This is a genomic window from Trueperaceae bacterium (genome assembly GCA_002707365.1).
In the GTDB taxonomy this organism is placed as follows: domain Bacteria; phylum Deinococcota; class Deinococci; order Deinococcales; family Trueperaceae; genus UBA6957.
Window position 1 is genome coordinate 62,326 of record PAMQ01000010.1, and the last position, 21,012, is coordinate 83,337.

22 protein-coding genes are annotated in these 21,012 nt (G+C 48.1%); 12 read left to right on the forward strand and 10 right to left on the reverse strand.

The genetic code is table 11. From position 1 onward, the window contains the following. Positions 1 to 22 precede the first annotated feature (22 nt). From hemL to CMO31_04645, 8 genes are all read left to right on the forward strand, one after another. Positions 23 to 1,318, forward strand: a complete 1,296-nt coding sequence (hemL, locus tag CMO31_04610) for a glutamate-1-semialdehyde-2,1-aminomutase (protein MAZ53283.1) — start codon at positions 23 to 25, stop codon at positions 1,316 to 1,318. A 59-nt stretch (positions 1,319 to 1,377) separates the two neighbouring features. Continuing rightward, on the forward strand, positions 1,378 to 1,761 hold the full coding sequence (locus CMO31_04615) for a hypothetical protein (GenBank protein MAZ53284.1): 384 nt from the start codon (positions 1,378 to 1,380) through the stop codon (positions 1,759 to 1,761). Between the two features lie 67 nt (positions 1,762 to 1,828). Beyond that, entirely contained in the window at positions 1,829 to 3,277 is a 1,449-nt protein-coding gene (locus CMO31_04620; GenBank protein MAZ53285.1) for an FAD-binding oxidoreductase, read from the forward strand. Positions 3,278 to 3,293: 16 nt separating this feature from the next. After that, on the forward strand, positions 3,294 to 4,406 hold the full coding sequence (locus CMO31_04625) for a 2-hydroxy-acid oxidase (GenBank protein MAZ53286.1): 1,113 nt from the start codon (positions 3,294 to 3,296) through the stop codon (positions 4,404 to 4,406). A gap of 31 nt (positions 4,407 to 4,437) precedes the next feature. After that, positions 4,438 to 5,226, forward strand: coding sequence for a 2,4-dihydroxyhept-2-ene-1,7-dioic acid aldolase (locus tag CMO31_04630; protein ID MAZ53287.1), 789 nt, complete (start codon positions 4,438 to 4,440; stop codon positions 5,224 to 5,226). Between the two features lie 21 nt (positions 5,227 to 5,247). Beyond that, positions 5,248 to 6,489, forward strand: a complete 1,242-nt coding sequence (locus CMO31_04635) for a 2-hydroxy-acid oxidase (GenBank protein MAZ53288.1) — start codon at positions 5,248 to 5,250, stop codon at positions 6,487 to 6,489. 170 nt (positions 6,490 to 6,659) lie between these two features. Then, on the forward strand, positions 6,660 to 7,790 hold the full coding sequence (locus CMO31_04640) for a hypothetical protein (protein MAZ53289.1): 1,131 nt from the start codon (positions 6,660 to 6,662) through the stop codon (positions 7,788 to 7,790). Positions 7,791 to 7,994: 204 nt separating this feature from the next. Further along, a complete protein-coding gene (locus CMO31_04645; GenBank protein ID MAZ53290.1) occupies positions 7,995 to 8,606 on the forward strand; it encodes an NIPSNAP family containing protein in 612 nt (203 codons plus the stop codon). Between the two features lie 11 nt (positions 8,607 to 8,617). On the opposite strand, the gene CMO31_04650 is transcribed toward CMO31_04645, so the two are convergent. The 3 genes from CMO31_04650 to CMO31_04660 form a co-directional block, all read right to left on the reverse strand. Next, positions 8,618 to 9,343, reverse strand: a complete 726-nt coding sequence (locus CMO31_04650; GenBank protein MAZ53291.1) for a glycosyl transferase family 2 — start codon at positions 9,341 to 9,343, stop codon at positions 8,618 to 8,620. Positions 9,344 to 9,457: 114 nt separating this feature from the next. Continuing rightward, on the reverse strand, positions 9,458 to 9,922 hold the full coding sequence (locus CMO31_04655; GenBank protein ID MAZ53292.1) for a hypothetical protein: 465 nt from the start codon (positions 9,920 to 9,922) through the stop codon (positions 9,458 to 9,460). Positions 9,923 to 9,925: 3 nt separating this feature from the next. Then, positions 9,926 to 10,741, reverse strand: a complete 816-nt coding sequence (locus tag CMO31_04660) for a 2,5-didehydrogluconate reductase (protein ID MAZ53293.1) — start codon at positions 10,739 to 10,741, stop codon at positions 9,926 to 9,928. An 84-nt stretch (positions 10,742 to 10,825) separates the two neighbouring features. Between CMO31_04660 and CMO31_04665 the strand changes: the two genes are divergently transcribed. From CMO31_04665 to CMO31_04680, 4 genes are all read left to right on the forward strand, one after another. Continuing rightward, positions 10,826 to 11,593 (forward strand): polyphosphate glucokinase, encoded by a 768-nt coding sequence (locus tag CMO31_04665; protein MAZ53294.1) that lies wholly within the window; start codon positions 10,826 to 10,828, stop codon positions 11,591 to 11,593. A 223-nt stretch (positions 11,594 to 11,816) separates the two neighbouring features. Then, positions 11,817 to 13,007 (forward strand): aminotransferase, encoded by a 1,191-nt coding sequence (locus tag CMO31_04670; GenBank protein MAZ53295.1) that lies wholly within the window; start codon positions 11,817 to 11,819, stop codon positions 13,005 to 13,007. A 6-nt stretch (positions 13,008 to 13,013) separates the two neighbouring features. Further along, the gene (mviN, locus tag CMO31_04675; GenBank protein ID MAZ53296.1) at positions 13,014 to 14,600 is read left to right on the forward strand and encodes a murein biosynthesis integral membrane protein MurJ; all 1,587 of its coding nucleotides are present in this window, start codon (positions 13,014 to 13,016) and stop codon (positions 14,598 to 14,600) included. 149 nt (positions 14,601 to 14,749) lie between these two features. Further along, the gene (locus CMO31_04680; GenBank protein ID MAZ53297.1) at positions 14,750 to 15,721 is read left to right on the forward strand and encodes a serine/threonine protein phosphatase; all 972 of its coding nucleotides are present in this window, start codon (positions 14,750 to 14,752) and stop codon (positions 15,719 to 15,721) included. 81 nt (positions 15,722 to 15,802) lie between these two features. Here the strand turns inward: CMO31_04680 and fabF are convergent, their stop codons facing one another. The 7 genes from fabF to CMO31_04715 all read right to left on the reverse strand — a co-directional run bounded on the left by fabF (position 15,803) and on the right by CMO31_04715 (position 21,012). Then, complete coding sequence (gene fabF, locus CMO31_04685) at positions 15,803 to 17,029, reverse strand: beta-ketoacyl-[acyl-carrier-protein] synthase II (protein MAZ53298.1); 1,227 nt, start codon at positions 17,027 to 17,029, stop codon at positions 15,803 to 15,805. Between the two features lie 63 nt (positions 17,030 to 17,092). Further along, on the reverse strand, positions 17,093 to 17,344 hold the full coding sequence (gene acpP / locus CMO31_04690; protein MAZ53299.1) for an acyl carrier protein: 252 nt from the start codon (positions 17,342 to 17,344) through the stop codon (positions 17,093 to 17,095). 74 nt (positions 17,345 to 17,418) lie between these two features. Further along, positions 17,419 to 18,171 (reverse strand): 3-oxoacyl-[acyl-carrier-protein] reductase, encoded by a 753-nt coding sequence (gene fabG / locus CMO31_04695; GenBank protein ID MAZ53300.1) that lies wholly within the window; start codon positions 18,169 to 18,171, stop codon positions 17,419 to 17,421. Beyond that, a complete protein-coding gene (gene fabD / locus CMO31_04700; GenBank protein MAZ53301.1) occupies positions 18,168 to 19,094 on the reverse strand; it encodes a [acyl-carrier-protein] S-malonyltransferase in 927 nt (308 codons plus the stop codon). The genes fabG and fabD overlap by 4 nt, the downstream gene beginning before the upstream one ends. Continuing rightward, entirely contained in the window at positions 19,084 to 20,064 is a 981-nt protein-coding gene (locus tag CMO31_04705; protein ID MAZ53302.1) for a 3-oxoacyl-ACP synthase, read from the reverse strand. Before CMO31_04705 ends, fabD begins: the two co-directional genes overlap by 11 nt. A gap of 165 nt (positions 20,065 to 20,229) precedes the next feature. Next, positions 20,230 to 20,418 (reverse strand): 50S ribosomal protein L32, encoded by a 189-nt coding sequence (locus tag CMO31_04710; protein ID MAZ53303.1) that lies wholly within the window; start codon positions 20,416 to 20,418, stop codon positions 20,230 to 20,232. Positions 20,419 to 20,442: 24 nt separating this feature from the next. Next, entirely contained in the window at positions 20,443 to 21,012 is a 570-nt protein-coding gene (locus CMO31_04715) for a hypothetical protein (GenBank protein MAZ53304.1), read from the reverse strand.

Below are 21,012 nucleotides of genomic sequence, written 5' to 3' on the forward strand. Positions count from 1 at the left end.
TTGGCAGAGAGGATTTTCCAAATTGACAACCAAGACAAATTCCCAATCCATCACCCTATTTGAGCGCGCGTTAAGACTCATACCTGGCGGCGTGAATTCTCCTGTCAGAGCTTTCGGGAGTGTCGGGGGAACTCCCCGTTTTATTGATCGGGCAAAAGGATCCTACCTTTGGGACGCGGATGGTAATAAATTTATTGACGTTGTCGGGTCATTGGGTCCAATGATTCTGGGACACGCTCACCCTGCAGTTCTCGAAGCAATCAAAAGGGTTCTCGCTAACGGTACAAGCTTTGGGGCCCCAACAGAACTTGAACTTGAACTCGCAGAACGAGTCCTACGAAATTACCCTAATTGCGAGCGGATTCGCTTTGTCAACTCAGGCACTGAGGCAACAATGAGTGCTCTACGGTTAGCCAGAGGGCACACTGGGCGTGACCTAACAATAAAATTTGAGGGAAACTACCACGGACATGCCGATTCCTTATTGGTCGCTGCAGGTTCAGGTGCTCTCACCACGGGAGTCCCGTCAAGTGATGGCGTACCAGCTGCGGTTGCTGGTACCACCCTTGTTGCAACATACAATGATCTTGATTCAGTCCGAAACTTATTTGAACGTTGGCCGGATAGAATTGCTGCGGTCATTGTTGAGCCTGTCGCTGGGAACATGGGTGTTGTGCCACCAAACTCGGGATTCCTAGACGGGTTGCGTGCAATTACACTTGCCCACGGCAGCTTACTGGTCGTAGATGAAGTCATGACAGGTTTCAGAATAGCTCCTGGTGGAGCGATCGAACGCTATTGCATAGATGCTGACTTGGTTTGTTGGGGAAAGATCCTAGGTGGCGGTCTTCCAGTAGGAGCCTATGGGGGTTCAGCTAATTTAATGGACAACATCTCGCCAGTTGGCAGGGTTTACCAGGCGGGCACCCTTTCTGGAAATCCGTTGGCTATGGCTGCGGGAATTGCCACTTTAGATGCTGTTGCGTCCTTACCTGAACTTTACGAGACGCTAGACGGTCGAGGTGCTGACCTCGAGGCTGGCCTACTCGATGGAGCTAAAAGTGCAGGTAAGAAAGTCACAATTAACCGTGTCGGTTCCATGTTGACCGTTTTCTTCACCGAAGGACCCGTCAATAACATGGCTGGTGCTCAGAGTGGGGATCAAAACGCCTTCGGTCGCTGGTTCCATGCCCTTTTGGCACTTGGTGTTTACTGGCCACCCAGTCCCTATGAAGCAGCTTTTTTATCTCATGCCCATGAAGACTCAGATATTGAAAAGATTGTTGAGTTAGCAGCATTGGCGTTCCATGAGGTTTGATACTCAATTCTAGTAAGGATATTCTCTAAAGGAATGAATCACTTACCCAGGAGGAATAAATGAAACTCGAGCATATCGCCCTAAATGTTTCTAACCCAAAAGAGGCCTGTGTATGGTACCAAGAGCACTTGGGAATGAAAATAGTTTTGGCTAATGACACTGAACCTTACATCCACTTCTTAAGTGATGGGCAAGGGTCGATGATTGAACTTTACAGCAACCCTATTGCTGAGGTACCTGATTACGGAGCCATAAATCCGTTTACTTTTCATTTAGCGTTTACAGTTGACGATCTCGAAGGAGAAATCACTCGACTCGTGGAAGCGGGAGCTCGTCAAGAAGGAGACATACAGGTGATTGCTGGGAATCGACTAGTTTTCCTACGGGATCCTTGGGATATTACTGTGCAGCTTGTAGTTCGCACCGTTCCTTTTTCCACCTGAATACCTAACGCTACCCGAAAAAAAGATAATCTCTAAAGCAGATTATTGGGGGGAATCTTCGATAAAAATGGAAATCGAAAAACTGATCGAATCTCTGCAGTTGACTTTTCCACCCGAACGATTACTTTGTCATTCGGCCCAACTAGCTACTTATGAGTCTGATGGCCTTACGGTCTTCAAGTCTAGACCTGGTGCAGTGGTTATCCCCGAATCGCAGCATGAAGTGGTTGAGGCGGTCAAGGCTTGCCACTTACATGGAGTACCTTTTGTGGCTCGTGGCTCCGGCACAAGCCTCTCTGGTGGGTCCTTGCCCATAGAGGGGGGTTTGGTAATTGCCCTTAATAAGCTTAATAAAATACTTAATCTTGATCCGGAATCTAGACTTGCGGTAGTGGAACCAGGAGTGATTAACCGACAGGTTTCGGTTGCGGCTGCGCCACATGGCCTTTACTACGCTCCTGATCCCTCATCTGGACCAGTTTGCACGATAGGCGGAAACGTTGCTTTCAACTCTGGTGGCGCCCATTGTCTGAAGTACGGAATGACCGCTAACCACGTGCTTGCTATTAAAGCTGTCCTACCAGACGGGGAAATTGTGGAGTTAGGTGGTGAAAGCCTTGAGAATGCCGGTCCAGATTACGCAGGTCTTTTCGTTGGTTCGGAGGGTCTTTTTGGAATTGCTCTTGAGGTCACTCTTCGACTTTTGCCCCAGGTGGATAATTACCGTACTATTCTCGCAGCGTACCAAGATCTCACTGTAGCTGGCGAAGCTGTTGCAAGCGTGGTTGCTTCCGGATTGTTGCCGGGTGCTATGGAAATCATGGACCGGCTTGCCATGGACGCAGCTGAAGCTGCAGTCCAAGCTGGTTACCCATCTGATGCTCAGGGTCTTCTTATTGTTGAGTTAGAGGGGCCTAAAGCTGAGGTGGAAGTGGAATTTCCGAAGTTGATGGCCGTGATTGATGCATCAGGTCCATCTGAGGTGCGCGTAGCGCAGAACGAGGCAGAGCGACAGCGTATATGGAAGGGACGAAAGGGTGCATTTTCTGCGGTTGGTCGCCTCAGCCCTGACTACATTGTCGGAGACGGTGTGGTGAGACGCGGTAGCCTCGGTGAGGCACTAGGAGAGATTAGGCGGCTTTCTAAGAAATACGAGTTACGCGTAGCTAATGTCTTTCATGCTGGTGACGGTAACCTTCACCCACTAATTCTCTTTGACAGTAGTCGGGAGGGTGAGCTTGAAAGGGCTGAGGAGTTGGCTGGTGAGATACTTACTCTTTGTGTCGATCTTGGGGGCTCAATTACAGGTGAGCACGGCGTGGGAATGGAAAAACTTGCTTACTTGTCTAAACAATTCGGTCCTATCGAGATGAACCTAATGACTAATCTGCGTAGATCAATAGATCCGACAGAAATCGCCAACCGTGGGAAAATGCTTGCAATAGCGTCAGGAAAACAGAGGCCTCCCACTAACCATCACCCCTTAGAACAGCAGGGCGTCATCTCTCGCGGTTGACTATAGTGATGACCAGATGACTTTTGAAACTACCGATCGTAATAAAAAACTCGAAGCGCTTCAGAACTATGTTCGTCAGAGTGAAAGAGTACGTCCGGTGGGGGGTGGTAGTAAACCAGCACTATCAACCTCAGGTAATCTAACAATGACAGATCTATCCGGTGTTATTGAATACGATCCTGATGAGTATACGTTAACAGCTCTTTCCGGCACCCCGGTCGCAACGGTTGAGGCTTTACTTGCAGAAAAGAGCCAGGTCCTCCCGTTTGACCCGCCACTGGTCGCTGCAGGTGCAACACTTGGTGGCACAGTTGCCTCCGGCCTTTCTGGGCCGGGTCGGCTCCGGTTCGGCGGGGTGCGTGATTTCCTGCTTGGCGTTAGCTTCGTTGACGGTCATGGTGAATTGATTCAGGGTGGTGGAAAGGTTGTTAAAAACGCTGCTGGTTTTGATTTTCCTAAATTAATGGTCGGAGCTATGGGATGCCTTGGGATTCTTGTCGACCTAACCTTTAAAGTGTTTCCTGCTCCTGAAGCAGCTGCTACTGTCAAGCTTGAGTTGGGATCTTTTAAGGAAGCGGTGGGTACTATGAATACCCTAGCTTCAGGTCCATACGAACTAAGCAGCCTGGAACTAGAACCCCCGTCAACTCTTTGGCTTCGTTTAAGCGGATTTGCTGAGGCTTTACCAGCACGTCTTATGGTTTTGCAGGAGGATATAGGGAAATCAGGAAAATCATTTCAGGATGAATCTGACTCGCATATTTGGCAACAAGCTCGTGAGTTTTCTTGGGTACCAGCTGACTACGGTCTAGTGAAAATTCCCACTAACCCTTTTAAACTCAGTGCTATCGAAAAACGTGTCTCAGAACTTACTGTGAATGTGCCTCGTCGATATAGCGTAGCTGGTAATGTTGCGTACTTTGCCTGGCCAAAAGTTCTTGGTGAGGAGGCCCTTGAGAGACTCCTCGCTCCAGATGCTCTCTCAGCAGTGACTCTGCGTGGGAGCTGGTCACGGCCCCTGCTGGGTCGGGTGCCAGGTGGCGCTTTTGCGAGTCGTGTGACATCCGTACTAGATCCGAAAGAAAAGTTCGTCATCACAGAAAATGATTTTGAAGCTGGGAAAAGCTAATGCCCTACTATCGCGGGAGAAGGAGTAGCTAATGAGACCTAACACCTTTCGCCAATTACTTACAGAGGACCGACCGACCCTCGGTACCCATATCCACAGTACGTGGCCTTCAGTAATAGAAGCTCTTGGTCACACCGGTCTCTATGACTACGTAGAATTCGTTGCTGAGTACGGTCCGTTTGATCTGCACGATCTAGACAACCTTGCCCGTGCGGCAGAACTCTTCAACCTATCTACGATGATCAAAGTTGACCAGGAACCTCGAGGATTCATTGCTCAGCGGGCCATAGGTTCCGGTTTTCAGAGCCTCCTGTTTGCTGACTGTCGTGATGCTGCTGAGGTACGCGAATGTGTCTCTATCGCCAGGGCTGATACTCCAGAGGACGGCGGCACGTATGGGGTTGGTACTAGGCGTTTTGCTTACATGGGGTACGGCGGATCACAAGAATACGTTGAGGCTCTTCGCCAAATCGTCGTTGTCCTAATGATAGAAAAAAAGGGTGCTGTTGACGATCTCGAAGAGATCCTCGAAATCGATGGAGTTGACATGATCCAATGGGGCGGATCGGATTATTCCATGAGCATTGGGTATCCCGGTCAGGGGCAACACCCAGATGTTATAAAGGCCAAGCAGTATGTTTTTGATACGGCCATCAAGATGGGAGTTCCTCCTCGCGCAGAAATCGGTAGTCCTGACCAAGCTCGTGCCTACCTTGATATGGGCGTCCGACACTTCTCGATAGGAACCGATATTTCAATACTCCACAATTGGTGGAAAACAAACGGTGAAGATATGCGTAATGCCTTAGAAGGCTTTTAGGCGATCAAGATAGGAGATACGATGGAATATGCAGGCCCACAAAGCGAGGCGATGTCGGGTGCAATCGACAGATGCGTTCACTGTGGGTTTTGCCTTCCTGGGTGCCCAACCTATGTTTTAACAGGCGAAGAGATGAATAGTCCCCGTGGCCGCATACTCTTAATGAAAGAGGTGTTAGACGGCACCCTCGAACTTGATGAAATCACGCCCTACATTGACCCTTGCTTAGGATGCTTATCCTGCGTCACCTCGTGTCCCTCTGGTGTGCAATATGGTGACCTGCTTACTCCCTTCCGAATGCAGGCCGAAACTCTTCGCGAACGTCCCTGGATTGAACGCCTACTTAGAAAAGTAGTACTCTCTACCCTCCCATACCCTGGACGGTTTCGACCGTTGGCAAGATTAGGTCAATTTGCCCGCCCATTCCGCAACCTAGCCCCACGTGCTCTACGAGGAGCACTAGACCTACTTCCTAACCGTGTACCTTCTTCCCTCCCATTACCTGAGTTGGTTCCAGCCCAAGGAAGCCGTAGAGCCCGTGTGATGCTCTTGCGTACATGTGCCCAAAAAGTTCTCGATCCAGAAATCGATATGGCAACTGTTCGGGTCCTAGCTCGTAATGGTGTCGAGGTTGTACTTCCTCATGATCAGGGATGTTGTGGTGCGCTTTCTGCACACACGGGTGCTGGTGAGCAGGCCAAGGCTTTCGCGAAGAGTGTCATGAAGGTACTACCGAACGATGTGGACGCTATCATCACCAATGCTGCTGGTTGCGGCTCTGGTATCCATGAGTACCCACTTTGGCTTGCTGGTGAGCCTGAGGAGGAAGCCGCTAAAACGCTATCCCAAAAGGCTATGGATATTAGTGCCTTCCTTACTGATCTTGGTCCAATCCGGCCCCCGGATCTTCCTCAACCACTTAAGGTTGCTTATCATGATGCCTGTCACCTCGCCCATGCCCAAGGGGTTACGATCCCCCCTCGGGAACTTCTGGGTCTGATTGGAAACCTTGATTTAGTCGAACTAGCTAATCCTGAAATCTGTTGTGGCTCTGCAGGAACTTATAATCTAGAACAACCAGATAATGCTGCCGAGTTGGGTCGCCGAAAAGCTGAGTCGGTAATTTCCACAGGGGCAGAAGCCGTTGCGTCCGGGAACATTGGTTGCCTAACACAATTAGGCATTCATCTTAAACGTCAAGGTTACGCAATTCCGACCTACCACACCGTTCAACTCCTTGACATGGCGTACCAGGGAGCCTGAGAAATAATTAACTGAGATTAGAGATGGCGACCCATGTTGGTAAGAAACTAGTTTCGCTTAATCCTTAAAAGTGTGGTCAAGAAGAATATTCTTTAGAAAATTTGCGAAAACAGTGGGTTTCATCGCAAAGCGACATGCAGTTAATACCTGCCAGATGTCATTATAGGAACGTGGTTCTCGAACTCATAACATCAATTCATGCAAGACCACAACGAATGGTTATGAATTTTGCCGGTGCTGGCTCACAAGCCCTGGCTTGGCTGCACAGCGTTGGGGGCTCTTCTAATACTATCCTTGAGGCGACCGATCGCTACACACCTGCCTCCCTGATTGAGGCGTTAGAGTTCAAACCTGAGCACTTTACTTCGGTAGACGTCGCTAGAGAGTTGGCCTTGAAAGGTCTTCTAAGGGCTCGAACTCTCGAACCGAAAGAGCCTCATATCTTCGGTGTCGGCTGTACTGCGACTATTGCAACTAATCGTAGTAAGCGCGGTGAACACCGGTGTGTAGTTGCCGTTGCCAGTGTTCTAGGTACAGCTACGTACGAGCTCACGCTCAGTAAGGGAATCCGTAAACGGGAAGCTGAAGAAAACCTCGTTAGCCTTGTAATCCTTAAGGCTGTCGCGGATGCTAAAGGCGTCCTATGCCACCCCGAACTTGATCTACAAGAGAATGAGGAATTACAACAGGATTTTGTTCCAAGCCAAATTTTTGCTCGTTTCATATCTGGGGAATTATCTTGGATTGGTATTCAACCAACAGATGGCTCTCTCATCACAGGAGAGACGCCGAAATGTGTTGGGATATTATCCGGTTCGTTCCATCCCCTTCACCAGGGTCACCTTGGTCTTGCTGAGGCCGCCACAGAATTTCTCAATCTGCCAGTTTGTTTTGAGCTGCCACTCGAGAATGCCGAGAAAGAGCCACTTAGTCCCTTTGAGGTTTGGCGGCGGGTGGGGCAATTTGCTTCCCAAGGCCTTCTCATTTTGACTCGGGAATCTCTTTTTGTTCGCAAGGCAGAGCTTTTTACTAATAGTGTTTTTGTTATCGGTGCGGACACAGCAACTCGCGTGTTAGACCCAAGGTTTTATAACAAGGACCAGGCAGCCCTGCTTTCTGCTCTATCCAACCTAACTAAGCAGGGAATACGTTTTCTGGTTGCTAGTCGTCGTTGTGATGGCGAGGTATTATCCCTGGCTGATATTAATGTGCCTGCAGGTTTCGAACAGTTATTTGAGGCTCTTCCGGAGAACATTTTCTGCATGGATGTTAGCTCTAGCGAGATACGCGAAAATTGGTAGGTAACGAATTACCTTGTATGGCTAGTTATTGATATATAAGTGCCTGTGATTTTGATGCGTACCTGATTACAATTCGGGTAAGACTGGTTTAAAACGATGTAAATTCAACTGGACACCACAACCCTATGACCGATACAATTAGTCGAATTGTATTTCGATCTGCGTACTTATGATTTTGAGTCAAAATCTCAACAAGAACGTTTCATGGTTGTGCTTAGAAAGAAGACGATACCTGCTCTGAACACTTTAGGGGTAGATAAAGTCGGAGTATTCACAACTCAAGAACCCGAGTTGTCACTAATTTTGCTTGTTCCTCACTCAAGCATTGAGAAATTAATTGCGATTCGAGATGATTTGCTTACAGCTAAGGCCGACCTTTCGTTACCTGATCCAATGCCAAGACCGATTTTTCGTCAAGCTTCCAGTTCTGTGCTGCGAGGCTTCGATGTAATGCCAAACTACAATCTACCTACTAAAGCTGCTGATCGGGTATTTCAGCTGCGAGTTTACGAGAGCCCTAGTGCTTATGCAGGAAAGAAAAAGATTGAAATGTTTCAGCAGGGAGAACTGGATATTTTTCATCGCGTTGGTCTGAATCCGGTGTTTTTTGCAGAAACCTTGATCGGAGCGCAGTTACCTAGTTTGACTTACATGCTTGCTTTTCGCGATATGAATTCTTTAGATTGCGCCTGGGAGCTTTTTAGGAACGACTCGGTTTGGGACGAGCTCAGCAATCGACCAGAGTACTCGAACGAGCTCCTTATTAGAAATATAAATAACAAATTAGTTTTTCCAACTGAGTTCTCCCAAATGTAGCAAACTGAAATTTAGGAGTCCTTTTGACGAAGCTCTGAAAAAACCACAGCGTGGTTCTTGATGTTAGTTTCGAGGCCATGTTTTCTGCATAGTAACTCGAAAGAATGCTTGCGCCGTTTAGCTTTAACCTTGGAAGAACCACTACCAGCGTGGATTCGGTAAACGACACTGGGAGATTCGATCGTTTTAAGAGGGTAACCTGCAGCGGTTACCCTAAGGTGCCAATCCCAATCAAAATAACCACCGACCGTAGCATCAAAGTCTCCTAGTTCCTTATGAAATACCCGGGGGTAAGTTAAACCTGCAACCAGTAGCGTGTTGTCCTTTCTTAGGCTACAAGGATCGGCTTTTAGGTCCCACAGATGGCGGTTACCTCCCTCCTCTTCAATCATCCACCCGAAGCTGTGTACCAAGGCTGGTTCAGTCGTAAGGAGGGTTTTCACTTGAGATAGGTAATCAGGAACAGCTAGTAAGTCATCGTCATCCAGAAGGACTATATGATCCCCATTGGCTAATCGTACTCCTGCATTGCGGGCTTCTACTTGGCCTGTACCCGGGTTTTGTATGGCTTTAATTCGTGAATCGTTTAAATCACGAACTACTTGGATACCTGAACCATCCCCATCGTCCACAACCACTACTTCCCAGATCTCCCCTAGCTGTCTTTGTATGCTACGTAGTTCCTCGAGAAGGTACTCCGGCCGGTTGTACGTGGGTGTAATTACTGAAAAGTGCACTTAAACCAGCATAACTTTTTGCTTAAAGATGATTGTTAATTTTTGTTGCTTAGTTTGCAGAGTCCTTCACACGTAAGCTAGCGGATTGAATTTAGGAAACACTTTCGTCGTCCGTTATTGATTGACGATTTTGAAGTGGAATATTCGCATGGCAATGCGTTCGTTTACATTAACTCGATGAGGATTAGTGTTGCTTCCAGAGAAAAGTTGTAGGACCAAGGCGTATTTTCCTGGCTTTATCCTATTTCGAAGTTGAAAATCTACTTGCGCTTTGATACCAGTTTGGAGATCCTCGCTTGTCAATACTGTCCGGAAAATGTTGGGCTTTGTTTCGGCGTTTGCGAAAATTTGGTGAGTTGCTTGAACGTAACCTCCAGAATTCTGGAGTTTAATTACACTGAGAAATAACACCGCTTCTCTGTGTAGCGTTTCTGGATTTCCCATATGGAGGTTTATTGTTAGTGCACCATCGTCTCCCGCTCGGTACTGTTGGGCTATGTTTGTGTCGATTGATACTTCTTGTGCAACAGCAATGTTAATCAGTAACCATGCCGTCAGACCAGTACGCCGAAGATCCACGGGTCAACCGTCCCATTCAGGTCCATCCGTAGGATCGACTAGACGTTCTTTCCTGCTAAGGTTGTGGATGGCATCCATTTCGGTTGGGGATAACTCAAAATCAAAAATACTAATGTTAGATAGCCTATGTTCTGGACTCCCTGCTTTGGGTACCGCCGCTACTCGTTCTTGTTGAACAAGCCAGCGAAGTGTAATTTGGACAGGGTTCTTATCGTACCTGGATCCAATTTCAACCAATAATGGATCTGTCAAAACACGCCCCTTCGCTATAGGGCTATAAGCCGTTAAAAGATGACCATATTTACGAGCTTGTTTTAGCAGTTGGGATTGGGAAAGGTACGGGTGATACTCCACCTGGTTGCAGAAAATGTCGACAACCTCTCTTGCATCTTCAACAAGATTGGTAGGAAAATTACTGACTCCTAAATGACGAACAGAACCTTCATCCACCAAAAGCGAGAGGCTTTCGAAGGTTTCTTGAAGAGGAACTTCATTATTTGGCCAGTGAAGTAGAACTAGATCAATGGTGTCCGTATTAAGCTTTCTTAGGCTTTCCTCCACGGAAGCTCGGGCACATGCCCGAGCAAAGTTAGTAGGACGTACCTTAGTGGTCAAAAAGATTTCGTTACGTGGAAGGCCCGAATTACGTATAGCCAATCCTACCTCTGCCTCATTCTCGTAAGCTTGTGCTGTGTCGATGTGACGATAGCCAATTTCGAGGGCATGTTCTACTGCCTCTTTACACTGCTCGCCCCTCATCGGCCAAGTTCCGAAACCGAGAGTCGGGATTAAGACCCCCCGAACATCGATGTGCATCATTGGACTGTCTCCATATGGCCAGTCTACCTGGCTAATTACTGTTAAGCCAACAAACCTAAGGTTTCTGCTACACTCTTCATCACCATGGCTACGGTGGAGAAAAAAGGTCTACTTGGGATCGACATAGGTGGTTCCGGCATAAAGGGTGCGTTAGTTGACGTTGACCAGGGGGTGTTAGTCGCAAATCGATTTCAAGTACCAACACCGTTTCCTTCTACCCCCAATGCCATAGCTAAAGTAGTGGGAAACATTGTTGAACATTTCGATTACAAAGGCTCTATAGGTTGCACTTTCCCAGCAATAATCCAACAAGATATTGCATTATCGGCGGCCAACGTAGATGCTGCTTGGATTGGTACCAACGTTGTTAGCCTGTTTTGTGATGTTACACGTCAGCCGGTTTATGTCCTCAATGATGCTGACGGAGCTGGGGTTGCTGAAATGGTATTTGGGGCTGGGCGTGCCGAGAGTGGAGTGGTTTGTATGCTCACGTTCGGTACTGGGATTGGTAGTGCTCTGTTTATTGATAGTCAACTGGTACCTAACACGGAACTTGGGCACTTGGAATTGAATGGGCGTGAGGTCGAACCGTGGGTTGCTCCTCGCGTTCGTAAGAATGAGAATCTGAGTTGGAAGTGTTGGGCAAAGAGAGTCTACGAGTACCTTCAGTATTTAGAGTCTATTTTTTCTCCTGACCTTTTTATTATTGGGGGTGGTGTTAGCGGTCAAAGTGAGAAGTTTTTTCCCCATCTTAAAATCAAAACAGCAATTACCCCTGCTTTGCTAGGGAATGAAGCTGGTATTGTTGGTGCTGCCTATTTAGCTAGTCGAACATCAACAACCATCCGGTAAATCCTAATCGCTTTAGTTTTGTGGAAGGTGAGATCAAAAAAGATCGAGATCTGATTAGTTACTTTAAGGCAGGATAGATGCCAAGTTTTCTCTTTCGCATAAGCTGGCACCCCTTTAAAGAGATTGGTCCTGGAGCGACCTGGTTCGTAATTCCGAACTCTCAACAGTTAAGTTCCTAGCAATCCTGTATGCTCATGCGTACCGTTATGCGAGGGGAGGGGTTATGGAAATACGTACTGCAAGCCGAGTCAATGACCTTTTTGAATCAGTTATTCGTAGTACAAGCGTGCATGCCATGTCGTGCGGTGCTATCAGCCTGGGTCAGGGATCACCTGACTTCGACCCTCCGGAGGAGCTTATTGAGGCTGCGAGGCTAGCACTAAGTGAAGGCCACCACCAGTACGTACCCACCTGGGGCCTGCCTGAATTGCGAAACGCCATTTCTAAAAAAACCGCTCGATTCTACGGTTTCCAGCCAGATCCTGAAACAGAGGTAACGGTCACCTGTGGGGTAACAGAAGGCGTAATTGCTGCCTTGATCGGAGTTGTTGACAAGGGCGATAGGGTAGTAATCCTAGAACCTGCTCATGAAAATTACCATGCTGGTGTTGTGTTCGCAGGAGCAGAGCCTTTATGGGTGCCAATCAGGCCACCCGATTATGGTCTTGATTTAGATGAGCTCGAACGAGCCTTTCAACAACCTAAGGTTCGAGCTTTCATCTTCAATACACCGCACAACCCAACAGGTCGAGTGTTCAATCGGGAGGAACTTAGTTTCATTGCTGATTTATGTCAAAAATATGGCGTTATTGCCATCAGTGACGAGATATACGAGCATATGGTTTATGACGATTGTGAGCACATTCCCATTGTGACCTTGCCCGGCATGGCTGATAGAACAATCACCATTAGTGGGCTTTCTAAAAGTTACTCCGTGACGGGGTGGCGAGTGGGTTACGTTACAGCTCCTTCTTTGCTCACTGAGGCTCTACGCAAGGTCCACGATTTCACCACGATTTGCGCTCCATCACCTCTGCAACGCGCTGCCGTGGTTGCTCTAGAGTTGAATGATGATTACTACGCTTGGCTTACTGCCTATTACGCTGACCGCCGAGACCAAATGCTAGGAATCCTCACCAGGTCTGGATTTGAACCTTCGGTACCTGAGGGGTCTTATTACACAATGGCCACCTTTTCTGCCGTCTCGTCAGCTTTTGGACTCAATGATGACGATAACGAGTTTGTTTACTGGCTAATTGACGAGATTGGGATTGGGACAGTACCTGGCTCGAGTTTTTACCGAAGTGATCCAGAGCTTGGGAGGGGTCGAGTCCGTTTTGCTTTTCCTAAGCGGGATGAAACTCTAATCGAGGTTGACCAACGTTTTGAGAAAATCCGGGACCAGCTGCACTGAAACGGGGTGGTTGGAGTAGAAACTAGTTCAAAGAAGAACTCTGAAAGGGACTTGCCACCTTACGGTCCAAACCAGCCATCAGGAGCCAGTGGCGCCTTCACACTTATGGGGGGTACTTTGGTGAGTCGTCTGACTGGGCTTCTACGAAATTCCCTTCTTAACCAGCTTTTCCCCCAAACTGTTACTGACGCGTTTACTGTGGCATTTAAGGTGCCTAACCTATTTCGCGAGCTTTTGGCTGAGGGGGCGCTTACAAACTCCTTTGTTCCGATCTACCGAGGTCAATCTCAACCCGATGCTCGTCGCTTAGCCGGAGCTCTGGCTGGAATGTTGTTTTTGGTTAATGGAATACTTCTTTTGATTACAACGTTAGCAGCCCCTTGGGTTGTTAGATTACTCTTAGGTAGCGAGGGGAGTGTCGATTTCGAGCTGGCCGTACAGCTCACGCGGGTGGTTTTCCCATTTCTTGCTGCAATTTCATTTTCTGCTCTAGCTATGGGTGTTTTACAGGCGAATGAACGGTTTATCGGTCCAGCTTGGGCTCCGGTGGCGCTTAACGTAGTTACAGTAGTACTGATGTTGATTTTCCCGTCCCAGGCGGTACCTCTGGCACTAGCTTTTGTTTTTGGTGCGATTGCACAATTTCTTATTCAGATACCGTTTTTGGTTCGGTACAAACTTCTTCCTAAGCTGGGACACTTCTGGCACCCCGAGCTGGCCATTGTGTTGGTTCTTATGGTTCCGTTCGCTTTTACAACTGGCGCTAGACAGGTTCTTAACGTAATTTCTACTCGCATCCTTAATAGTCTCGAAGCCGGTAGCCAAACAGCTTTCTTTAATGCGGATCTTTTCCTCAGTTTAGCCTTAGGTCTATTTAGTATATCTCCAGCTCTGGCCTACTACTCCCGTCTTAGCGCAAATGCTTCAGAGGAGCCGGCGGCTTTTTCGAAGACGTTACTTGAAGGGCTCCGTTTAATCGCTTTTTTCACTGCACCGGCTGGATTGTTACTATTAATTGTTCCTGATGCAGCAGTTAATTCGGTTCTCAATTGGATAACAGCCTTCCAACCTGGGACCGGTACCAATCCGCGGACCCTAGAATTGTCGGCTGATGCATTGGCCCCGTTAGGCCTAGCGGTTTTTCCGCTTGGAGTTTCCAACTTGTTGATGCGCACTTTCTATATACGCCGTGAGGTGCGATGGCCAATCGCCGTTACTGCTATCTTTATTATTTCTAGTGGAGTGCTTTACACGTTACTAGTTCCACCCTTAGGAATTGTAGGTATGTCTTGGGGTCTCGTTATTGCAGCTTGGTTGCAACTCATTTTACTACTAGGGCTTGTTACTCGAAGAGAGCGGTTTCGTTGGGCTGCGTTTTGTCGTTACGCCATCGCTGTTTTAGGGATCGCGGGCTTTGCCTGTGGTGTAACCTACTTGATTCTGCAAATGGTACCAATTGCGACGAATTGGGTGGGATTTTTTACACGTGCCATTTTGGCGACTGGGGTGTTGGCCGCAGTTTACCTGTTTATTAGTTCTTTTCTTGGTTTTTCTGAAATTCAACGCCTTAGGATAGGCCGGTACAGCCGTTAAACCTAGAGCGAAATCGTAGCTAAATCGATCTCTTCATTATTTTTGGCTCGAGTTGACGAGTTATTACAGTTGGTCTCTTATTAGGAGCTTAGATAAACGTCCAGCTGAGCATGACGTCAGACGATGCCTCGTGCTAGCTTGGATAGGTCATGAAGAAACTTGAGCTTAGATCCTGCTGTACGCCGGAGCGTGTGACAAATGCGCAGAGTCGACACGCTGGAGTTTCATTTGAGACAAATAACCTGAGACCTTTATCGTATCAGGGAATGACAAAGCTTTCCGGTGGAGCTTTTCTAATGGGAAGTAACGACAAGTCTTTTCCCGCTGACGGAGAGGCTCCAGTTAGAGAGGTGACTATCGATCCTTTTTGGATTGATACCTGTGCCGTAACTAATGCAGAATTTTCAGCTTTCGTCGAAGCCACCGGATATCAGACGGAAGCTGAAAATTTCGGTTGGTCGTTTGTTTTCTACCAATTTCTACCTAATGGTTTAGCAGGTACCCGGGGTGTAACTGAGGCACCTTGGTGGCGCCAAGTTTCGGGTGCTTCCTGGCAACACCCTGAGGGACCAGATTCAGGAGTAGATCACAGAAGTGATCATCCTGTGGTTCATGTGTCTTGGAATGATGCCACGGCCTACGCGAATTGGGCTAATAAGCGACTTCCTACTGAAGCTGAATGGGAGTTTGCTGCTCGGGGTGGCCTTGAGCAAAACACATATCCTTGGGGCAATCGCCTGAGTCCGAAGGGAAAATACCGCTGTAACATATGGCAAGGTACGTTCCCAAAGAATAACACTGGGAAAGACGGTTATTTGGGTACGGCACCTGTCGATACCTTTGAGCCAAATGGATACGGTCTTTATAACATCGTGGGTAATGCGTGGGAGTGGTGCTCAGACTGGTTTAGTGAACAGTATCACCGAGATATGTTGAGCGAAGAGAGTATTAACCCTAAGGGCCCTTCAGTGGGAGATTATAGGGTTACTAAGGGTGGCTCATACCTATGTCACGATTCGTATTGTAATCGCTACCGTGTGGCGGCTCGGACAAGGAATACCCCTGACAGTAGCACTGGTCATATGGGTTTTAGACTTGTACGCTCCATAAAAACAGGTTAGACGGCTAAAGATTTAAATGTTGTCCATTGTGAGATGTGGCTGACGTTCACTTGCTTAGATTACATTGCTATAGATTAAGCCTTATGATTTCTTGAATACCAAGGCTGCGTTTTGTCCGCCAAATGCAAAGTTTTGACTAATGCCGTATTCAACTTGCTGTTGGCGCGCTTCATGAGGAATGTAGTCGAGGTCAAGTGCGGGGTCTGGGTCGTGGAGGTTCCGTGTAGGGGGAAGGATGCCGCTGTAGAGTGCCTGAATGGCAGCTATTGCTTCAATACCACCACCAGCGCCTAGCAGATGGCCGGTCATTGATTTTGTGGAAGAGACTGGGGGTACCGAATCAGTGCCGAAAACAGTTTTTAGGGCCAGGGTTTCATTTAGGTCATTCGCTGAAGTACTCGTACCGTGAGCATTTATATAACCGATTTGATCTGTACGTAAACCGGCTGACTTCAGGGCTCCTTGGAGACAGCGGACAGCGCCACTACCCCCCGGTGCTGGGGCTGTCACATGGTGAGCGTCAGATGTCGTAGCGTAACCAACGATCTCCGCTAATATCCGGGCACCCCTACGACAGGCATGGTCGTAATCTTCGAGAACAAGGATACCGGCACCCTCACCAGCGACGAAACCATCTCGGCTAGCTGAGAATGGCCGGCTTGCTGTTTCAGGACTGTCATTACGGGTTGAGAGGGCTCGCATTACAGCAAAGCCACCAATTCCCATTGGGGTGATCGGTGCTTCGCTACCGCCAGCGATCATATAAGTAGCTTCACCTCTTTCGATTATGCGAAAGGCATCACCTATTGCACCCGAACTTGTTGAGCAGGCGGTTACTACCGTACTGGTAGGTCCTAGCAGTTTATAGCGCATAGCAACATGGCCGCTGGCCATGTTGGCGATTAACATGGGGATAAAATGCGGACTCATCCTCATTGGACTTCTTTCGAAACTGATTCGTGCTTGCCGTTCCCAGGTCTCAATGCCGCCAACGCCACTGCCAATAAGGGTCCCAGTTTGTTCCCCTGCGATGTCGTCCTCAGTGAGGCCGGCGTCCTGAAGGGCTAAGGCAGCTCCAACTAAGGTGAAGTGGACGAAGCGGTCAAGCCGTCTTGCTTCACGCCGTTCGATGTATTTATCTATGTCAAGGTCGACCTCACCAGCAATCTGTACGCTTAGATCGCTGGCGTCGAATCTTGTTATGCGTCTAATGCCGTTCTTAGCTTCTTGTTGGGCCTTCAGATAAGCATCCGCACCTACTCCAATGGGAGTGACGGGGCCAACCCCCGTTACAACAACTCGATTCATTTCTGAAACCTTTCGCTAATGGAGGGGGGGACCACACGTTGGTGCCGAATAGGCACCAACTGATCATGCCCTTTCGGCAATGAACTTGACAGCGTCTCCAACAGTTCGGATATTTTCGGCTTCTTCGTCTGTGATCTCAATAGCAAACTCATCTTCTAAACCCATAATCAGTTCTACAACGTCGAGTGAATCGGCGCCAAGGTCGTCCACGAAGGAAGCCTCGGCATTTATGTCACCCGCGTCGCTGTCTAATTTGTCGGCAACAACTTGTCGAATTTTTGTTAAGATCTCTTGTTCGTCCACACTGACCTCCATAATTTTCCTTGTAGCACGATATTTTCGGGATTTTAAACTTCCCGATCCAGGCGATTCTAACACGCCGTTTTTGCTTAAGGCATTACCATGCCACCATCGACAGGTAAGGTTTGGCCGTTGATATAAGAGGCATCTTTGCTTGCAAGGAACACTACAGCTTTTGCTACCTCATTAGGTTGGCCGAAACGTCCAACCGGGATCTGACTAAGATATTGCTCTTTAAGTTCGTCAGGTAGGGTATCTGTCATATCTGATTGGATAAATCCGGGTGCGACTGCGTTAACGGTGATTCCCTTAGCTGCGTACTCACGAGCAAGTGACTTAGTCAACCCAATGATACCCGCTTTAGCTGCTACATAGTTGGCTTGACCCGCGTTCCCGAGCAATCCACTTACGGAAGATATATTAATGATGCGGCCAAATTTTTGACGTATCATGCCTCGAAGGACAGCTTTAGCCAAATAGAAAACTGAAGAGAGGTTGGTATCAATAACGGACTGCCAATCTTGGTCCTTCATTCTTAGGACAAGCGTGTCGCGAGTTATACCAGCGTTGTTTATTAACACCTCTAGCCCACCGAACTCTGTGACAACATTATTGATGAGCTCTGAGCAATCCGTAGAGTTTGCAACGTTGCCAGAAAAAACGGTGGATTTCCCACCGGCACCAAGGATTTCAGCAGCTACTTCTTCCGCTGATTCTTTTGAATTGACATAGTGTACAGCAACCCGGTACCCACAACGGCCGAATTCTAACGCCATTGATCGTCCGAGGCCTCTACTAGAGCCAGTTATCAGTACTCGTTGTTCTTGGTTAACAGAGTTCATGTCACCTCCTGAATTGCTTGTTGTACTGTCGTTGAATCAACCACAGCTTTGGCCTCGACACCTTCAATGTTACGGTTCACCAGCTTGGTCAGAATATCTCCAGACCCAAATTCTAGGAACCGGACGACGCCAAGTTTTACTAAACGCTCCAAACTTTCTTGCCACCGGACCGTTGCCGCTACCTGTTGGGTAAGTAGGTCAGCGGCTTCGTGAGTATCATTTAGAAGGTCGGCGGTGACATTAACTACAATTCCGAAGGAGGGTTCGCTGAATGTGATTTCTGCTAGATCAGCTGCTAGGCGCTTAGCAGCTGAAGTCATAAGGCTACAGTGGAATGGGGCCGAAACTTTGAGCGGAACTACCCTAGCACCTTTTTCTTTTAGGATCTCTGCAGCTTTGTTTACTGATTTGACCTCACCAGAGATTACGGTCTGGTTAAGGGAGTTGAAGTTTGCAGGTTCAACCACGCCGCCTGTCTCTTGGCAAACTTGTTCAACTATAAGAGGAGAGATCTTTAGGACAGCAGCCATTGTCCCCTTTCCCTTAGGGACAGCTTCTTGCATGTAAATTCCACGCTTCCTTACTAATCGGAGGACTTCCGAAAGCGGCAGTGATCCAGCTGTGACGTGTGCAGTGTACTCACCTAGGCTATGACCAGCAGCATAATCGGGTTCTTGGCCTCCGGCTTCTCGATAAGCAGCAAAGGCAGCAGCACCTGCTGCAACCAGGGCAGGCTGTTGGTTGGCGGTGTTCTGTAATTCCTCAGTTGGTCCCGAAAACATTAGTTGCAACAAACCAGGTAGTGTAGCGTCGGCCTCGTCAAGAACCTGGCTAGCGCTGGGATGATTGTTGTAAAGGTCCTTAGCCATTCCAACAAACTGCGATCCCTGGCCTGGGAAGAGGGCAGCAAGTTTACCGTTCATTATTACCCCAGGTGAGGACGCTAGCACCCCAGGTTAGTCCGGCACCAAATGAGACCAGTAAGAGGTTGTCACCATCCTTGATGCGACCATCGTCAAAAGCGTGCTTAAGGGCTAGCGGAATGCTTGCCGTAGAATTGTTACCGTATTCATCTACCGTTACTACGACCTTTTCAGGAGGTAACTCGAGAAGCTCGCGTGCGGCGTCAATAATACGAAGATTAGCCTGATGGGGGACAAAAAGGCTGATATCTTGTCTGCTTATACCTGCCTTGTTTATTGCTTCAATAGTAGCAGTTCGCATTACACGAACAGCGAACTTAAACACCTCGCGACCATTCATTACAACTCGGTCAGCTAGGGGTTCACCATTCGGTAATCTCGAACCTATGGCACGTTGGTGCAGGTGTTGGGCGCCACTACCGTCTGCTCCTAGAACCATGGATTTGAAACCGAATGGTTCTGGTACTGCTTCTACTACGCAAGCTCCGGCACCATCACCAAAAAGCACAGCGGTTGCTCGGTCTTCCCAATCAACTACTTTGGTAAGAGCTTCTGAACCAATAGCTAATACCTTGCTAAATTGTCCTGACTCTACATATGCTCGGGCTGCTGAAAGTGCATAGATCCACCCCGGGCATGCCGCGAGTAAATCAAAACCCCCCGCTTGTAGTTCGAAGTGATTCTGGACTAGGGCAGCGGTGGCTGGAAAAAAAGCGTCGGGAGTGTTGGTTGCAACTATTACTAACTCGACACCTTCGATCGCCGATTTCCCGTTTCTAGCGATTAAGTCTTCAACACTTCGAATAGCCATATCCGATGTGAATTCATCGTCTGCCGCTACATGCCTCTTGCGGATGCCTGTACGAGTCCGGATCCACTCGTCAGAAGTGTCTAAGGTCCTCTCAAGATCTTCATTTGTAATGATCTTGTTTGGGGCGTAGGCACCCAGGTAGGTTAGACCCGCTCTTATGGCTCTGACGGTCACTTGATCACGTCCACTCTGGTACACGCCTGGGTCCTATCACCCCAGGTCACAAAAAGACAACTAGACTATGTTGGGATGAAGATGGTCCCATTGTAAGCTACTTAGATCTCGAATAACCAAAAAGTGTCAGCAAGAACAATGTGGCCGTTGTCAGGCGTCCATCTCGATCACTTGGCGACCAGCGTAGCTCCCGCATTCGGGACAGACGACGTGTGAGGGTTTCATTTTCCTACATTCAGGACACTCTACCAGCGCTGGGGCACTAAGGGCGTGGTGACTTCGGCGTTTATCACGACGGGATTTAGAAGTACGTTTCTTGGGTACTGGGTGTTTGGCCATGAGATATCTCCTTAGTGCAATGAATTACTGCAGATCTAGATCCTTAAGAACAGCAAATACGGAAGGGTTACCACTTTTAGGGTTCTCTACCATCTCAGGATGATCGTTAAGATTTACTCCGTCAAGCGAGAGGCCTCTACAACTCTCCTTACAAAGCGCTGTAAGTGGAAGGTCTATGGCAAAAAGTTGGATCAGCATTGGTCCAAAATCTACCTCGGTTTGCCCAAAAATCAAAAGGTCCTCGTCTTCCTTACCATCACCCAATTCTGCGAGGGTAAGTTGCGTGGTGCCAGGTACATAGTTCATCGGGTAGAAAAAGTCAGACGCGATTTTTGAGGGGACTTTTTGTAGGCAACGTCTGCAATCTATTAACGCAGTTCCTTTGATGTTTCCCTCCACAAAAAAGTCGTCATCCCCACCAATGTTACGCACGACAAGGTGCCAAATGAGGGGATTTTCTAGTTGTATCCCAAGCTCCTTAAAATGCTCAGCTTCGGTCGTTAGCTGTCCATTACCCTTTACTTCGTCTGGCGAATCTGGGTTATGACGAAGAAGCTGAGCAAGGTTAAGTGTAGCGTCAGAGTAAGACAGCAT

Bases quoted from the DNA above. Each gene is read 5' to 3' on its own strand.
- CMO31_04625 (MAZ53286.1), top strand. From the start codon at position 3,294: ATGACTTTTGAAACTACCGATCGTAATAAAAAACTCGAAGCGCTTCAG.
- CMO31_04620 (MAZ53285.1), top strand. From the start codon at position 1,829: ATGGAAATCGAAAAACTGATCGAATCTCTGCAGTTGACTTTTCCACCC.
- fabD (MAZ53301.1), bottom strand. From the start codon at position 19,094: ATGAACGGTAAACTTGCTGCCCTCTTCCCAGGCCAGGGATCGCAGTTT.
- fabF (MAZ53298.1), bottom strand. From the start codon at position 17,029: ATGAATCGAGTTGTTGTAACGGGGGTTGGCCCCGTCACTCCCATTGGA.
- CMO31_04630 (MAZ53287.1), top strand. From the start codon at position 4,438: ATGAGACCTAACACCTTTCGCCAATTACTTACAGAGGACCGACCGACC.
- CMO31_04645 (MAZ53290.1), top strand. From the start codon at position 7,995: ATGGTTGTGCTTAGAAAGAAGACGATACCTGCTCTGAACACTTTAGGG.
- CMO31_04715 (MAZ53304.1), bottom strand. From the start codon at position 21,012: ATGCTGTCTTACTCTGACGCTACACTTAACCTTGCTCAGCTTCTTCGT.
- CMO31_04665 (MAZ53294.1), top strand. From the start codon at position 10,826: ATGGCTACGGTGGAGAAAAAAGGTCTACTTGGGATCGACATAGGTGGT.
- acpP (MAZ53299.1), bottom strand. From the start codon at position 17,344: ATGGAGGTCAGTGTGGACGAACAAGAGATCTTAACAAAAATTCGACAA.
- CMO31_04670 (MAZ53295.1), top strand. From the start codon at position 11,817: ATGGAAATACGTACTGCAAGCCGAGTCAATGACCTTTTTGAATCAGTT.
- CMO31_04635 (MAZ53288.1), top strand. From the start codon at position 5,248: ATGGAATATGCAGGCCCACAAAGCGAGGCGATGTCGGGTGCAATCGAC.
- CMO31_04710 (MAZ53303.1), bottom strand. From the start codon at position 20,418: ATGGCCAAACACCCAGTACCCAAGAAACGTACTTCTAAATCCCGTCGT.
- CMO31_04615 (MAZ53284.1), top strand. From the start codon at position 1,378: ATGAAACTCGAGCATATCGCCCTAAATGTTTCTAACCCAAAAGAGGCC.
- CMO31_04660 (MAZ53293.1), bottom strand. From the start codon at position 10,741: ATGATGCACATCGATGTTCGGGGGGTCTTAATCCCGACTCTCGGTTTC.
- CMO31_04680 (MAZ53297.1), top strand. From the start codon at position 14,750: ATGAAGAAACTTGAGCTTAGATCCTGCTGTACGCCGGAGCGTGTGACA.
- fabG (MAZ53300.1), bottom strand. From the start codon at position 18,171: ATGAACTCTGTTAACCAAGAACAACGAGTACTGATAACTGGCTCTAGT.